This window comes from Aestuariimicrobium sp. Y1814 (genome assembly GCF_050113895.1).
Classification (GTDB): domain Bacteria; phylum Actinomycetota; class Actinomycetes; order Propionibacteriales; family Propionibacteriaceae; genus Aestuariimicrobium.
Genome location: NZ_JBNJRW010000003.1, coordinates 270,942 through 285,210 on the forward strand (window position 1 = coordinate 270,942; position 14,269 = coordinate 285,210).

General features: G+C 69.2%; 14 protein-coding genes. 10 read left to right on the top strand and 4 right to left on the bottom strand.

Annotation, left to right across the window (positions count from 1 at the left end; all coding sequences use genetic code 11):
- The first annotated feature begins 8 nt into the window (after positions 1-8).
- Positions 9-1,361, top strand: coding sequence for a D-serine ammonia-lyase (locus ACQE3C_RS05450; RefSeq protein ID WP_434538160.1), 1,353 nt, complete (start codon positions 9-11; stop codon positions 1,359-1,361).
- A gap of 6 nt (positions 1,362-1,367) precedes the next feature.
- Here the strand turns inward: ACQE3C_RS05450 and ACQE3C_RS05455 are convergent, their stop codons facing one another.
- A complete protein-coding gene (locus ACQE3C_RS05455) occupies positions 1,368-2,078 on the bottom strand; it encodes a queuosine precursor transporter (protein WP_434538161.1) in 711 nt (236 codons plus the stop codon).
- Positions 2,079-2,207: 129 nt separating this feature from the next.
- On the opposite strand from ACQE3C_RS05455, the gene ACQE3C_RS05460 reads away from it, so the two are divergent.
- Positions 2,208-2,660, top strand: a complete 453-nt coding sequence (locus ACQE3C_RS05460) for a DUF5709 domain-containing protein (RefSeq protein WP_434538162.1) — start codon at positions 2,208-2,210, stop codon at positions 2,658-2,660.
- A gap of 15 nt (positions 2,661-2,675) precedes the next feature.
- On the opposite strand, the gene ACQE3C_RS05465 is transcribed toward ACQE3C_RS05460, so the two are convergent.
- A complete protein-coding gene (locus ACQE3C_RS05465; RefSeq protein ID WP_434538163.1) occupies positions 2,676-3,977 on the bottom strand; it encodes an MFS transporter in 1,302 nt (433 codons plus the stop codon).
- A 181-nt stretch (positions 3,978-4,158) separates the two neighbouring features.
- Here ACQE3C_RS05465 and ACQE3C_RS05470 point away from each other — a divergent pair, with 181 nt between their 5' ends.
- Genes ACQE3C_RS05470 through ACQE3C_RS05490 form a run of 5 tightly spaced genes read left to right on the top strand, consistent with a single transcriptional unit; the run spans position 4,159 to position 8,612 of the window.
- Positions 4,159-5,124: a PhoH family protein gene (locus ACQE3C_RS05470; protein ID WP_434538240.1), complete on the top strand. Its 966-nt coding sequence runs from the start codon at positions 4,159-4,161 to the stop codon at positions 5,122-5,124.
- Positions 5,125-5,126: 2 nt separating this feature from the next.
- Positions 5,127-5,585: an rRNA maturation RNase YbeY gene (ybeY, locus tag ACQE3C_RS05475; protein ID WP_434538164.1), complete on the top strand. Its 459-nt coding sequence runs from the start codon at positions 5,127-5,129 to the stop codon at positions 5,583-5,585.
- Between the two features lie 5 nt (positions 5,586-5,590).
- Complete coding sequence (locus tag ACQE3C_RS05480) at positions 5,591-6,898, top strand: hemolysin family protein (RefSeq protein ID WP_434538165.1); 1,308 nt, start codon at positions 5,591-5,593, stop codon at positions 6,896-6,898.
- Positions 6,888-7,847, top strand: coding sequence for a GTPase Era (gene era, locus ACQE3C_RS05485; RefSeq protein ID WP_434538166.1), 960 nt, complete (start codon positions 6,888-6,890; stop codon positions 7,845-7,847). The genes ACQE3C_RS05480 and era overlap by 11 nt, the downstream gene beginning before the upstream one ends.
- Positions 7,848-8,612 (top strand): lipoate--protein ligase family protein, encoded by a 765-nt coding sequence (locus tag ACQE3C_RS05490; RefSeq protein ID WP_434538167.1) that lies wholly within the window; start codon positions 7,848-7,850, stop codon positions 8,610-8,612.
- Here the strand turns inward: ACQE3C_RS05490 and ACQE3C_RS05495 are convergent.
- Complete coding sequence (locus tag ACQE3C_RS05495; protein ID WP_434538168.1) at positions 8,585-9,604, bottom strand: DNA ligase; 1,020 nt, start codon at positions 9,602-9,604, stop codon at positions 8,585-8,587. The two genes, ACQE3C_RS05490 and ACQE3C_RS05495, sit on opposite strands and share 28 nt — an antisense overlap.
- Positions 9,605-9,713: 109 nt before the next feature.
- Here ACQE3C_RS05495 and ACQE3C_RS05500 point away from each other — a divergent pair, with 109 nt between their 5' ends.
- Entirely contained in the window at positions 9,714-10,424 is a 711-nt protein-coding gene (locus tag ACQE3C_RS05500; protein WP_434538169.1) for a DsbA family oxidoreductase, read from the top strand.
- Positions 10,425-10,458: 34 nt separating this feature from the next.
- On the opposite strand, the gene ACQE3C_RS05505 is transcribed toward ACQE3C_RS05500, so the two are convergent.
- Entirely contained in the window at positions 10,459-11,934 is a 1,476-nt protein-coding gene (locus ACQE3C_RS05505; protein WP_434538170.1) for an amidohydrolase, read from the bottom strand.
- A 216-nt stretch (positions 11,935-12,150) separates the two neighbouring features.
- Here ACQE3C_RS05505 and leuA point away from each other — a divergent pair, with 216 nt between their 5' ends.
- Together leuA and ACQE3C_RS05515 are read left to right on the top strand one after the other, a co-directional pair.
- Complete coding sequence (leuA, locus tag ACQE3C_RS05510; protein ID WP_434538171.1) at positions 12,151-13,902, top strand: 2-isopropylmalate synthase; 1,752 nt, start codon at positions 12,151-12,153, stop codon at positions 13,900-13,902.
- Positions 13,895-14,263, top strand: coding sequence for a hypothetical protein (locus tag ACQE3C_RS05515; protein WP_434538172.1), 369 nt, complete (start codon positions 13,895-13,897; stop codon positions 14,261-14,263). The genes leuA and ACQE3C_RS05515 overlap by 8 nt, the downstream gene beginning before the upstream one ends.
- The last annotated feature ends 6 nt before the right edge of the window (positions 14,264-14,269 follow it).

Consider the following 14,269-nt stretch of genomic DNA (forward strand, 5'->3'; position numbering starts at 1 on the left):
AGAAACCCATGTCAGAAACAATTCTCGGAAAGCCGCTGACCGACTGGGTGGCCGAGTTCCCCCTGATCGCCCCGATGCGGGAACTGCAGGAACTCACCTGGTTCAACCCGGCCGTGAAGGCCACCGCCGACGCCCTGCCCGAGGTGGGCCTCACCGTCGCCGACATCGATGACGCGGCCGCCCGCCTGAAGCGGTTCGCGCCCTACCTGGTCGACGTCTTCCCCGAAACTGGTCGCAGCGCCGGCATCCTGGAATCCCCGCTGGTCGGGGTCCCGGCGGCCCAGCAGCGCCTCGCCCAGCACTTCGGGGCCGACCTGCCCGGCAAGCTGTGGGCCAAACTCGACAGCCAGCTGCCGATCTCGGGCTCGATCAAGGCCCGCGGCGGCATCTACGAGGTGCTGCAGCACGCCGAGTCGCTCGCGCTCGAAGCCGGGCTGATCACCCTGGACGACGACTACCGCAAGCTCAACACCGACCAGGCGCGGGAGTTCTTCGGCCAGTACAAGGTGGCCGTCGGCTCGACCGGCAACTTGGGCCTGTCCATCGGCATCATGAGCGCCCAGCTCGGGTTCCAGGCCAGCGTCCACATGTCCTCGGACGCCCGGCAGTGGAAGAAGGACCGGCTGCGTTCCCACGGCGTCACCGTCGTGGAGTACGAGTCGGACTACTCCGTGGCTGTCGCCCAGGGCCGTGAGGAGGCCAAGCGTGACCCTATGGCCTACTTCGTCGACGATGAGAACTCCAAGAGCCTGTTCGTGGGCTACGCGGTGGCCGGGCGACGCCTGGCCGGCCAGTTCCAGTCCCTCGACGTCACCGTGGACGAGCGGCACCCGCTGTTCGTCTACCTGCCCTGCGGTGTCGGTGGTGGCCCCGGGGGAGTGGCCTTCGGCCTGAAGAGTGTCTTCGGCGACAACGTGCACTGCATCTTCAGCGAGCCCACCCACTCGCCGTGCATGATGCTGGGCGTCTACACCGGTCAGCACGATGCCGTCAGCGTGCAGGACTTCGGCATCGACAATGTCACCGCCGCCGACGGGCTGGCCGTGGGCCGGGCCTCCGGTTTCGTGGGCACCGCGATGCAGCACCTGCTCGACGGCTACCTGAGCGTCGACGACGACGAGCTGTACCGCATCATCGCGATACTGAAGCAGACCGAGGACCTGGAGATCGAACCGTCGGCCGCTGCCGGCTTCCCCGGCCCCTGGCGGGTGCTGGCCGATGCCGAGTACCGCGACCGGTTTGGGTTCGACGAGGCGACCATGGCCCGGGCGACGCACCTGGCGTGGGCCACCGGCGGCGGCATGGTGCCCCCGGCGGAGATGGCTTCCTACATCGCGAAGGGCACCGAACTGCTCGGCTGAGCAGGCTCAGGACTGGAGCAGCGCGGCCTGGTAACTGGGCTCGCGCTGCTTCAGCCGTCCGATCACCACGCGGGTCAGCGGCACCAGCGCGAACTCGACCAGGGTCTTCCACAGGAAACCGAAGAAGACGTAGCTGGCCCACTGTCCCAGCGTGGTGATGCCGATGGCGGTGGCGGCGATCGTGCAGAACAGGATCGTGTCGATGGCCTCACCGACCCCGGTCGAGCCCATCAGCCGGGCCACCAGCCCCTTCTCCTGGCTGCGGGCCTTCATCCGGCTCATCACCCACGCATTCGACAACTGCCCGGCGACGAAGCCGGCCATGCTGGCCACCACGATCTGCCAGACCGGGCCCAGCGCCACCTCGAGGGCCTCCTGCTTGGCCAGGCCGTAGTCGTCGGTGAAGCCGGGCAGGGCAATGATCACCCAGAAGCTGAACACCGCCAGCGCAGAGGCGGCGAAGCCGACCAGCGTGGCGCGCCGAGCTGCCCGGAATCCGTAGACCTCGCTGATCACGTCACCGAGGATGTAGGCCAGCGGGAACAGGAAGAACCCGCCGTCGGTGACCACCGGGCCGAACTGCACCCCCTTGGAGGCGCCGATGTTCGACAGCACGATCACCACCGCCATGCCGGCGACCAGCACGTCGAAATAGGCCGAGCCACGCTGGGCGTAGGCCGGGCTGCTGCGGGTGGGGGTGGGGCTCGTCGTGGTCACCCGGGTGAGTGTAGGCGCTGGTTGGTGCGCGGTGAAGTTGGTCACAGCGGCGCCCCTCGTCCGCTGTGATCAGGCTGGCAACGGGTGGGGCACCGCCCGGGCGCCGACAAAGCGTGGCAGAATCGGTTCATGGAAGCCATCTACGAAACAGAGGCTGCCGAGGATCGAGTCATCGAGCAGCTGCAACCAACAGAGACGTTGATTGATCGTGGTGTGGATGACGCCCTTGACGAGGGCATCATCGCCCCCTTCGACTACTCTCCCGCGCAGGGTTTCGGCAACACCGCCGCCGAGATGCGCCAGGGCGAGACCCTGGAGATGCGCATCAAGCAGGAGGAACCCGAGCGTCGACGCTCCGACCCCGACGAGGACGCCGACTGGAACCCGCTGAAGGAGCGCCGTCAGGTCGGTGACCAGCGCGCCGGTCGGTTGGTCGCCCACGCGGGCGGCTACGACGCGATCGACACCGAGGACGAAGCCGTCGGTGAGGACGTCGGTTTCGCCGGCGGCGCGGCCTCGGCCGAGGAAGCCGCGATGCACATCATCACCGACGACCACCTGGACAACGACGACCAGGACTGAGTCGGGCCGGTCGGCTCAGGCGTCACTGTGGCGCGGATGGGTGACGGTGTAGCGCCAGAAGGCCGGCGTCAGCGCGGCAGCGATCGCGACCCCGATGATCACCAGCACGCCACCGGCCGCTGAGGTCGGGCCGGCGCCGAAGACGCCCGCCGGTGCCCCGTGGATGATGTCGGCCAGCCTGGGCCCGCCGACCACCACGACGAAGAACACCCCCTGGATGCGTCCGCGGACCTCGGCGGTGGCCGCCTGCAGCAGCATCGTCTGCCGGAAGGCCGCCGAGACCATGTCGGCGATGCCACCCAGCAGGAAGAAGCCGACCGCCCCCAGGAACCAGGGCCAGACCCGGCCACCGGCGAAGGTGACCGACAACCCGAAGCCGACCATCGCCAGGCCCCACACCCCGATGGCCAGCACGATCGCCCGACCCTGCCGGGTCACCCGCCCCACCCAGCCGCTGAACACCCCACCCAGGAACGCCCCGGCCGGCATCGCGGCATAGAGCACCGCCATCCGCCAGTCACCGGCCAGCGGGCCACCGAAGTCGACATTGGCGACCTGCGGGATCAGGATGCGGGGCATGCCGAAGACCATGGCGATCAGGTCGACCACGAAACTGACCAGGATGATCTTGTTCAGCCACGTGTAGCGCAGCCCCGCGATGATCGAACGCAGTCCCGCCGCCGGCTTCTGCCCGCCCCGGGGCTGGGTGGCCGGTGGCATCGGGTGCAGCCTGACCACTGCGTACAGGGTCGCCAGCAGGAACACCGCGTCGGCCAGGTAGAGCAGGTCGAACCCCAGCACGGGGATCAGGGAGCCGCCGACCAAGGGCCCGGCGATGCCACCGAAGGTCAGCACCGTGGTGTTGAGGGCGTTGGCGGCGGTCAACTCCTCGGGTGCCACCAGGTCGGGCAGGATCGCGGTGCGGGCCGGGGAGTTCAGGCCGAAGAAGGCCTGTTGCACCGCGAACAACCCGAGGATCAGCCAGACATTGTTCAGGTTCAGCCACGACTGCAGGAAGAACCCGAACCCGGTCACGACCAGCCCGAGGGTGGCCACGACCAGCACCGTGCGCCGGTCGAAGGCATCGGCGATGGCGCCACCCCACAACCCGAAGATGATCAGCGGCACCAGCCCGAACACCCCGGTCAGGCCCACGTAGAAGGAGTCCTCGGTGATGCTCCACAACTGCGCCGGCACGCTGACCACCGTCAACTGCGCCCCGATCGTGGTGATGATGTAGGCCACCCACAGCCGGCGGAACTCCGGCCGCGTCAGGGGTCGGGTGTCGGCCAGGATCGAGCGCAGGTTCAGGGCCACCGGACGAGGCTACCGCCCCACGCACCCTGCTGCTGTGCGGGCGCTGCTCTAGGATGGAGGCCACACCACCCACGGAGGATTCACCCTGACCAGCCAGACCGACCCCAACCAACCCCGCCGAGTGGCCGCAGTGGGCGCCCTGCCCGGCAGCCGCCAGTTCGACATCCCGGTCTCGATCCCGATGGTCAACATGCTCGGGCCGCGCGATGAGTTCCTGCGCCTGCTGGAACGCGACCTCGACGCCGACATCCACGTGCGTGGCAACACTGTCACGCTGACCGGCTCGGCCGAACAGATCGGGCTGGCCGTCGACGTGCTCACTGAGATGGTCACCATCCTGCGCACCGGCCAGGGCCTGACCTCCGAGACGGTGGAGCGGGTCGTCCAGATGACCTCGACCGGCGCCGAGGTGGCGCCGGCCGAAGTGCTCACCCAGAACATCCTGTCGGGGCGCGGCAAGACCGTTCGTCCGAAGACGTTGAACCAGAAGCGCTACGTCGATGCGATTGACCAGCACACGGTGGTCTTCGGCATCGGCCCGGCCGGTACCGGCAAGACCTACCTGGCCATGGCCAAGGCCGTCCAGGCGCTGCAGCAGAAGCTGGTCAACCGGATCATCCTGACCCGCCCGGCCATCGAGGCCGGTGAGAAGCTCGGCTTCCTGCCCGGCACTCTCAACGACAAGATCGACCCCTACGTGCGCCCGCTCTACGATGCGCTGCACGACATGGTCGACCCTGAGTCGGTGCCCAAGCTGCTCACCTCGGGCACCATCGAGGTCGCCCCGCTGGCCTACATGCGCGGCCGCACCCTCAACGACGCCTTCATCATCCTCGACGAGGCCCAGAACACCTCGATGGAACAGATGAAGATGTTCCTGACCCGCCTCGGGTTCGGCTCCCGGATGGTCGTCACCGGTGACATCACCCAGATCGACCTGCCCGGCGGCCAACTCAGCGGCCTGCGCGAGGTCCAGCAGATCCTCGACGGGGTCGACGACATCGCGTTCTGCCAACTGACCAACCACGACGTGGTGCGCCACAAGCTGGTGGGTCGCATCGTGCAGGCCTACGACCAGTACGACGTCACCCGCACCACTGCCGAACGCCCCCCGCGGCGGCGCCCTGACCACGACCGCGGAGCCTGACCATGATCGACCTGAACAACGAGTCCGGCGAGACCGCCGACGAGCTGGGCCTGGTGGCCCTGGCCGGCTTCGCGATGAACGAACTGCGCATCCACCCGCGCAGCGACCTGCACATCCTGCTGGTCGACGAAGAGACGATGGCCAGCTACCACGAGAAGTACATGGACCTGCCGGGCCCGACCGACGTGATGAGCTTCCCGATGGACCAGCTGCGCGCACCCGACCCCGACGACGACCCCCCGAAGGGGCACCTCGGTGACATCGTGCTGTGCCCGCAGGTCACCAGCCGCCAGGCCGCCGAGAACGGGCGCCGGCCCGACGAAGAGGCCGAGTACCTGCTCATCCACGGCCTGCTGCACCTGCTCGGCCACGACCACGCCGAGCCCGCCGAGAAGGAAGTCATGTTCGGGCTCAACGACAAGCTGATCGCCGCCTGGCAACGGCGCAAACTGGGGGCCTGAGGCTGATGAGCACCCAGGATTGGGTCCTGCTGGGTGTCGCGCTGGCCTGCGCGATCCTGGCCGGTGTCTTCCAGGCCGCCGACGCCGCCCTGCAGTCCATGTCACGCTCGCGGGCCGACAAGCTCGCCGAGGACGGCCGCCGGGCCAGCGCCCGGGTGCGCGACATCGCCCAGGACCCCGCCCCCTACGTCAACACCGTCATGTTCGTGCGCACGATCTTCGAGATCTCCACGATCGTGCTGGTCAGCCTGGTGGTGTTCCGCCACATCCAGAACTTCGGGCTGCAACTGCTCATCGCCATCGGCGTGATGGTGGTGGTCTCCTTCATCATGTGGGGCGTGGCGCCGCGCACCCTGGGCCGCCAGCGGGCCGAATCGATCGCCACCAGGACCTCGGGGCTGATCTCCGGGCTGAACACCGTGCTCGGGCCCATCCCGCAGCTGATGATCCTGCTCGGCAATGCGCTGACCCCCGGACGCGGGTTCGCCGACGGCCCGTTCTCGTCCGAGGCGGAACTGCGCGAAATGGTCGACATCGCCGAGGCCAGCGACCTGATCGAGGACGGTGAACGCAAGATGATCCACTCGGTCTTCGACCTGGGTGACACCCTGCTGCGGGAGGTGATGGTGCCCCGCACTGACGTGGTCTTCATCGCCGCGGACAAGACGCTGCGCCAGGCCCAGTCGCTGGCCCTGCGTTCGGGCTTCAGCCGCATCCCGGTCGTCGGTGAGGCCGGTCTCGACGAGGTGCTGGGCATCATCTACCTCAAGGACATCACCCGACGCATCTACGACCACCCTGAGGCCGCCCAGAATGAGTCGGTCGACCAGTTGGTGCGCCCGGTCAGCTTCTCGCCCGATTCCAAGCCGGTCGACGAGGTGCTGCGCGACATGCAGCGTGACCGCAACCACCTGGTGCTGGTCGTCGACGAGTTCGGGGGCACCGCGGGGCTGGCGACCATCGAGGACATCCTCGAAGAGATCGTCGGCGAGATCGTCGACGAGTACGACGCCGAACCCACCCACACCGAAGAGGTCGACGAGGGCACCTACCGGATCTCGGCACGGATGTCGGTCGACGACATGGCCGAGCTGTTCGGCCTCAGCGCCGACGACGACGAGGTCGAAACCGTCGGTGGCCTGATGGCCAAGCTGCTGAACGTGGTGCCGATCCCCGGAACCCAGATCATCTGGGAGGGCATCGAGATCACCGCCGAGAAGGCCGTGGGACGACGCCACCAGATCGACACCTGCCTGGTGCGCCGCGCACCGGAACCCGAACCCGCCGACGAGGAGTCGACCGATGACGCTTGACCCGTCCAACCTGCTGGTCGGTGACCGGCCCGAGGGCTTCCGGTCCGGTTTCGCCTGCTTCGTGGGCCGACCCAATGCCGGCAAGTCCACCCTGACCAACGCCCTGGTCGGGGAGAAGATCGCGATCGCCTCGTCCAAGCCGCAGACCACCCGCCACGCGATCCGCGGCGTGGTCAACCGGCCCGACGCGCAGCTGGTGCTGATCGACACCCCGGGCCTGCACAAGCCCCGCACCCTGCTCGGGGAACGCCTCAACGACCTGGTCCGGGACACCTGGACCGAGGTCGACATCATCGGGGTGTGCCTGCCGGCCAACCAGCGCATCGGCCCCGGCGACACCTACCTGGTCAGCGAGATCGCCAAGCTCGAACGCCGCCCCAAGCTGGTGGCCCTGGCCACCAAGTCCGACCTAGTCAGCGACACCCGGCTGCGTGAACACCTGCTGTCCATCACCAAACTCGAGGACGAACTGGGCCTGCGCTTCGAGCACATCGTGCCCTGTTCGGCGGTCAGCGGTGAACAGCTCGACGACGTTGAGGACGTGCTGGTCAGCCTGCTCGAGGAGGGCCCGGCCTTCTACCCCGACGGCCAGATCACCGACGAACCCACCGAGACGCTGGTCGCCGAACTGATCCGGGAGGCCGCCCTCGAAGGGGTGCGCGAGGAACTGCCGCACTCGATCATGGTGGTCGTCGACGAGATGGGACTGCGGGAGGGCCGCCCCGACGACAAGCCGCTGCTCGACATCTTCGCCAGCCTGGTCGTCGAACGTGACTCCCAGAAGGGCATCATCATCGGCCACCAGGGCAGCCGCCTGCGCGACCTGGGCACCCGCTCACGCCAGCAGATCAGCGCCCTGCTGGGCACCCCCGTGCACCTGGACCTGCGGGTCAAGGTGATGAAGGAATGGCAGCGCGACCCGAAGTTCCTCAACCGGCTGGGGTTCTGAGTGGACCTGCTGCGCGGTCGCCTCGCCGACCCGCACGACCCCGACCCCGCGCTGGAGATGGCCGCCTCCCACGCCCTGCTGCAGCGCGCCCGCACGGGCCGGCTCCAGGCCGCACTGCGGGTCTTCCGACCCACCCGCATGGTGGCCTTCGGCCGCCGGGACGCGAACCGGCCCGGGTTCCCCGCCGCGGCCCGGGCCTGTCGTGCGGCCGGTTTCGTCCCCGTGGTGCGACCCACCGGCGGGCGGGCGGTGGCCACCACCGCCAACGCCATCGTGCTCGACCACGTGCAGCGTGACCCCACCCCCGGCGGCATGGACGAACGCTTCGAGGTGTTCGGCCACCTGCTGGCCGAAGTGCTGGGTGGCTACGGCATCGACGCGCGGGTGGGGGAGGTGCCGGGGGAGTTCTGCCCCGGCGCCCACTCGGTCAACGCGCGTGGCACCGTGAAACTCGTCGGCACCGCGCAGCGGGTGGTGCGTGACGCCTGGTTCTTCAGCTCGGTGGTGATCGTCGACGACCATGAGGTGATCGCCCCGCTGCTGGTCGAGGTCTACCGGGCCCTCGAACTGCCCTTCGACGTCGCCTCGGTCGGCACGGTGGCCACGGAGGCCCCCGGGGTCACCATCGACGAACTGGAGCAGGCCTTCATCGGCGCCTACGACGACCACCTCGGGCTGGAGGAATCATCCGTCGACGACGCCCTGCTCGGTGAGGCACAGGTGCTGGTGGGTGACCATCAGGTCGGCTCCTCGATCATCGCATAGGGCGCTTCCAAGGCGGTCACCTCGGGGCGCAACCGCCGCAGCACCGGTTGGCGCAGCTGGCCGTTGTCGCCGGCAGTGGCGGCGTCCTCACGGCTGAAACCCCCGGCCCGGCCCAGGAACCTCACCTGGACGCACAGGATCGGCTCGACCCACCGCGCGCGCCGGGCGTCCGGGCCGTGCAATGCCGGGACGAACGGGCAGTGGTCGGTCTCGATCGAGCGCAGCACCTCGAGCAGTTGCTCGCGCTCACCATGGCCGAGGCCCGAACCGGCCCGGGTGATCGGGTAGAGCAACCCGTCCTCGGCGAAGGTGGTCTCGTCGTGCGGGTGGCCGATCCACAACGACCCCAGCCGGCGGTCGTTGTCGGTCTCGGGTACCCAACCGCCGATCACCCCGACGAACTCGGCCCGGTGGGGCACCTTCACCCAGTCGGGGCTGCGCACCCCGGCCTGGTAGGTCGAGCCGAGCCGTTTGCTGATCACCCCTTCCAGGCCCTGGGCCAGGGTGGCGTGGGCGAGCAGGTCACCGTCGTGGTACTGCGGCGGCACCTGCCAGCCGGGGCCGTTGGACTCCAGGTCCAGGCCCTCGAGCAGGTCACGGCGCTGCTCCAGCGCCAGCCCGGTCAGCGGGCGTCCGTCCAGCCGCAGCAGGTCGAAGACCATGAACCGGGCCGGGGTGGTCGCGGCCAGCCGGGCCACCCGGTGCGGGTTGCGCTGGTGCATGCGGGGGGCCAGGGACTGCAGGTTGGCGATGCCGTCGCGGGTGACGGCGACCACCTCGCCGTCGAGCAGCACGTCAGGGGGCAGGTGTGCGGCGTTGTGCAGTTCGGGATAGGTGACCGTCACGTCGATGTCGTTGCGGTTGCGCAGCCGGAGCACCCCGTCGAGGACCTCGGCCATCAGCCGGATGCCGTCCCACTTGACCTCATGGGTCCACCCGGGGCCGGTGGGCACACCGCCGCTGGGGGAGTGGGTGGCGAGCATCGGGCGCATGGACCCATTGTGTCGGGTTACCGGCCATGCCCGGGGTGGAACAAGCGCGGCGTGGAACAACAGCGGCCCCACCGACGTTGGCCCTTGTTGAACGTGAAAGGATTTGTTCATGAGTCTGCGTGTTGACATCTGGTCCGACATTGCCTGCCCCTGGTGCTACGTGGGCCAGTCCCGCTTCGCCAAGGGGGCCGAAGCCTTCGGGGAGGATGTCGAGGTCGTCTGGCACAGCTACCAGCTCGACCCCTCGCTGCCCGAAACCTACGAGGGCACCGAGATCGACTACTTGGCCGAACGCAAGGGCCTGCCCCGCGAGCAGATCGTGGCGATGACCGCCGGCGTCGAGCAGGCTGCCAGCGGTGAGGGCCTGCCGATGGACTTCGGGGCCGTGCGGCCTGCGAACTCGCTCAAGGCCCACCACCTGCTCAAGACCATCGGACGCCACGGCGGTGACGTGGATGCGGCCGAGCACAAGCTGTTCTCGGCCCACTTCGCCCAGGGTGAGGTCATCAGCGACGTCGAGGTGCTCACCCGCATCGGCGTCGAGTCGGGCATCAGCGCTGAGCAGGTCGCCGAGGGGCTGGCCGACGAGGGCATCCACGCCGAGGTGCAGCAGGACTTCGACCTGGCCCGCCAGATCGGGGTGACCGGCGTGCCGTTCTTCGTGTTCGGTGAGAAGTACGCCGTGTCCGGCGCGCAGCCGCCCGAGGTGTTCGCCCGGGCCCTGCAGCAGACCTGGGACGAGCTCAAGCCCCAGCAGAAGCCGGCGCTGATCAGCGTCGAGGGTGAGGCGGGGGAGGCCTGCGGTCCCGAGGGCTGCTGAGCCTCCCCGGGTGGGCGCTACTGCCCGGTGAGTCCTACTGCCACGTGAGCTGCCCGGCCAGCATCGTCAGCGTCGGAGTGATGGCGTGCAGCTGGTCGGCGGGCATTTCGAAGGGGTTCACCGGCAGCACCACCAGGTCGGCCTCCGCGCCGACCACCAGCGACCCCACGCCCCCGGTGGAGGCCTTCAGCGCCTGCGAAAGGCCCAGCGCCTGCTCCGGGTGCCACGGCTCCCGGCTGCCCAGGGTGCGGCGCACCGCCACCTCGATCGCCAGCCACGGGTCCAACCGGGCCACCGGGGCATCCGAGCCCAGCGCCAACTCGACCCCGGCCGCCGCCATCTGCGCCAGCGGGAAGGCGTGGTGGGTGCGGCCGGCCCACAGCGCATCCATGGCATCACGGTCGTCGAGCAGGTGCGCCGGTTGCACGCTGGCCCTGACCCCTAGGGCGGCCATCCGGGTGATGTCCTCGGGTCCCACCAGCTGGGCGTGCTCGAGGCTGCCGGGGGTGCCGGTCTCGGCGAACCCGTCCAGCACCTGCGCGACGGCCCGGTCGCCGATGGCGTGCACGGCGCACTCCAACCCCAGGCCGGTGGCGCGGTGCATCAGCCAGACCAGTTCCTCGAGCTCGACGCTGCACACCCCGTGCTCCTGGCCCGGCAGCGGGTCACCGGTGCCGGTCGCCCGGTACGGTTCCCGGCACCACGCCGTGCGGGCCGTGAGGGAACCGTCGGTGATGATCTTCAGCGGGCCCAGCGTGACCAGGCCCAGTTCGTCGAGCCGCTGCCCGCCGCGCAAGCGTTCGTCGGCGACCCTCCCGAGGTGCTGCGGGTAGACCCCGGCCCGCACCCGGAGGTTCGAGAACCCCGCCGCACAGCGCCGCCGCCACTCACCGGGGTTCCAGGCCATGCCCAGGTCGACCACCCCGACCACCCCCCGCGAGGCGGCCTGCCGGGCAGCCTGGTCGACCCACCGGTCGACGACCTCGTCCGGCGCGGTCGCCAGCCTGGTCTGCAGGTCGAACGCCGCCTGCTCCTGCAGCAGGCCGGTCTCGTCTGCCACCCCGAAATGGGCCAGTGCGGCACTGTTCAGCCAGGTCGAGTGCACGTCGTTCGAGATCACCACCACCGGACGATCGGCAACCTGCGCGTCCAGGTCGGCTGCGGTCGGCGACTGCGCCCAGGTAGAGTCCCGGAAACCGAAACCGACCAGCACCTGCTCGTCGTCGGTAGCCGCGGGGAGGGCAGCGGCCATCAGCCTGGCCGCGTGCTGCGGAGAGGTCGCGGCCGACACATCGACCCACCGGCTGCTCATCGCCCACTGCGCCAGGTGGGTGTGGGCATCCCACAAGCCCGGCATGACCACGCCCCCGCCGCCGTCGACGACCTCGGCGCCCTCGCCCGGCGCCCGCGCGATGCGTCCCTCGACCAGATGCAGGTCGGCCAGCCGGGACAGGCTCCCGGTGTCCAGGTCGAGGCGGTGCACATTGGTCAGGGTGAGCGGTCGCGGCATGGTCCCAGTCAATCCGTCCCACCCGCCCGGGTGTGAGTCGGTCCAACCGGTGGTCGGGTGTGGTGTATGTTGTCCCCATGTTCGGCCTGCGGCTCCTTCACTGCCGCAGCGAGGCCCAGTGACTGATCACCGGCGGCCCCCTCGCTGCGGAGTCCTGTCGTGCCCGCCACCGCGATGACCATCGCGCCAGCCGAGGAACCCAGTGAGGAACCACCCATGAGCACCACCACCAACCCGTTCGGGACGCGCCCGCAGCCTGTGCCCACCCAGCAGCCCAGCCCGATGCCGTTCCACCGCTACACCCCCTTCCAGCCGATCGACCTGCCGGACCGCACCTGGCCGGGCCGCCGCATCGAGAAGGCGCCGCGCTGGCTCTCGACCGACCTGCGCGACGGCAACCAGGCGCTGATCGACCCGATGACCCCGGCCCGCAAGCGCCGCATGTTCGACCTGCTGGTCAAGATGGGCTACAAGGAGATCGAGGTCGGGTTCCCGTCGGCCTCGCAGACCGACTTCGACTTCGTCCGGCAGCTGATCACCGAGGACGCGATCCCCGAGGACGTGACCATCTCGGTGCTGACCCAGGCCCGGGAAGACCTGATCTCGCGCACCGCCGAGTCGCTGGTGGGGGCCCGCCGGGCCACCATCCACATGTACAACGCCACCGCCGAACTGTTCCGCCGGGTGGTGTTCAAGATGAGCGCCGCCGAGACCGTCGCCCTGGCCACCCGCGGCACCGAACTGGTGATGAAGCACGCCGAGGCCAACCTGGGTGATGTCGAGTTCGGCTACCAGTACAGCCCCGAAATCTTCACCCAGACCCCGACCGACTTCGCCGTCGAGGTCTGCAACGCGGTCGCCGACGTCTGGCAGCCCGGTGAGGGTCGCGAGATCATCTTCAACCTGCCGGCCACCGTCGAACGCTCGACCCCGAACACCTACGCCGACCAGATCGAGTACTTCACCCGGCATGTGAACAACCGTGAGAATGTCGCGGTCTCACTGCACCCGCACAATGACCGCGGCACCGCGGTGGCGGCCAGCGAGCTGGGCATGATGGCCGGGGCCGACCGGGTCGAGGGCTGCCTGTTCGGCCATGGCGAACGCACCGGCAACGTCGACCTGGTCACCCTGGCGCTGAACCTGTTCAGCCAGGGCGTCGACCCGCAGGTCGACCTGTCCGACATCGACGAGATCCGCCGCACGGTCGAGTACTGCACCGGCCTGCCGGTGCACCCCCGCCACCCCTACGCCGGTGACCTGGTCTACACCGCCTTCTCCGGGTCCCACCAGGACGCCATCAAGAAGGGCCTGGAGGCGCTGGAACGCCAGGCCGAGGCCGAGGGACGCGGGCTGCACGAGATCGACTGGGAGGCCCCGTACCTGCCGATCGACCCCTACGACGTGGGCCGTACCTACGAGGCCGTGATCCGGGTCAACTCGCAGTCCGGCAAGGGCGGCATGGCCTACATCATGAAGTCGGAGTACAAGCTGGACCTGCCGCGCCGCCTGCAGATCGAGTTCAGCCGCGTCGTCCAGCGCCATGTCGACACCGAGGGCGGCGAGATCGCCCCGGCCGAGATCCTGGAGCAGTTCAAGAAGGAGTACCTGGACGCCAACACCCCGCTGGAGGTCGTCAAGTCGCGGCAGGTGTCCAACGGCGGCAACTACCAGATCGACGCCGTGGTCAATTGGCACGGTGAAGAGAAGACGATCTCGGGTGAGGGCAACGGCCCGCTGTCGGCGTTCATCGACGCGCTGGGCCAGCTGGGCATCCAGGTCAAGGTGCTGGACTACTCCGAGCACGCCCTCACCGCCGGCGGTGACGCCCAGGCGGCCGCCTACGTCGAGGCCGAAACCGGCGAGGACGACAACGCCGACGTGTTCTGGGGTGTGGGCATTGACCCCGACATCCTGACCGCTTCGCTGAAGGCCGTGGTCTCGGCGGTGAACAGGTCGCGTGCCTGACCACCCGGACGGTACCGCCCCGGCACCCAGCCCTGCCTGGCAGCGCTGGGTGGTGCGGGCGGTACTTGCCGTCGCCATGGTGTGGGCCACGTTGATGGTGATCACGCTGGCCGGGCAGTTCCGCACCGAGGTTCACTACCCCGAGGCCGACGGCACGGTGCTGAGTGGTGTGGCCCACAGCCCCGGGCAGTTGGCCTGGGCGGTGGCCGCCGGTGTCGCCGGGTTGGGCCTGGGGTGGGCGATTCTCAGTTCCTTCCGGCGGCGGCTGCGCCGCCGGTCATGGATGCCGGTGGTCTGCCTGCTGCTGGTGGTCGCGATGGCCACGGTGGTGGCCCGGGACTTCGTCCCACCGGTGGGCTAGCCAGCA

Excerpts from the sequence above, each read along its gene's own strand:
- ACQE3C_RS05450 (WP_434538160.1), top strand. The coding sequence starts at position 9 with ATGTCAGAAACAATTCTCGGAAAGCCGCTGACCGACTGGGTGGCCGAG.
- ACQE3C_RS05460 (WP_434538162.1), top strand. The coding sequence starts at position 2,208 with ATGGAAGCCATCTACGAAACAGAGGCTGCCGAGGATCGAGTCATCGAG.
- ACQE3C_RS05470 (WP_434538240.1), top strand. The coding sequence starts at position 4,159 with ATGGTCAACATGCTCGGGCCGCGCGATGAGTTCCTGCGCCTGCTGGAA.
- ybeY (WP_434538164.1), top strand. The coding sequence starts at position 5,127 with ATGATCGACCTGAACAACGAGTCCGGCGAGACCGCCGACGAGCTGGGC.
- ACQE3C_RS05480 (WP_434538165.1), top strand. The coding sequence starts at position 5,591 with ATGAGCACCCAGGATTGGGTCCTGCTGGGTGTCGCGCTGGCCTGCGCG.
- era (WP_434538166.1), top strand. The coding sequence starts at position 6,888 with ATGACGCTTGACCCGTCCAACCTGCTGGTCGGTGACCGGCCCGAGGGC.
- ACQE3C_RS05495 (WP_434538168.1), bottom strand. The coding sequence starts at position 9,604 with ATGCGCCCGATGCTCGCCACCCACTCCCCCAGCGGCGGTGTGCCCACC.
- ACQE3C_RS05500 (WP_434538169.1), top strand. The coding sequence starts at position 9,714 with ATGAGTCTGCGTGTTGACATCTGGTCCGACATTGCCTGCCCCTGGTGC.
- ACQE3C_RS05505 (WP_434538170.1), bottom strand. The coding sequence starts at position 11,934 with ATGCCGCGACCGCTCACCCTGACCAATGTGCACCGCCTCGACCTGGAC.
- leuA (WP_434538171.1), top strand. The coding sequence starts at position 12,151 with ATGAGCACCACCACCAACCCGTTCGGGACGCGCCCGCAGCCTGTGCCC.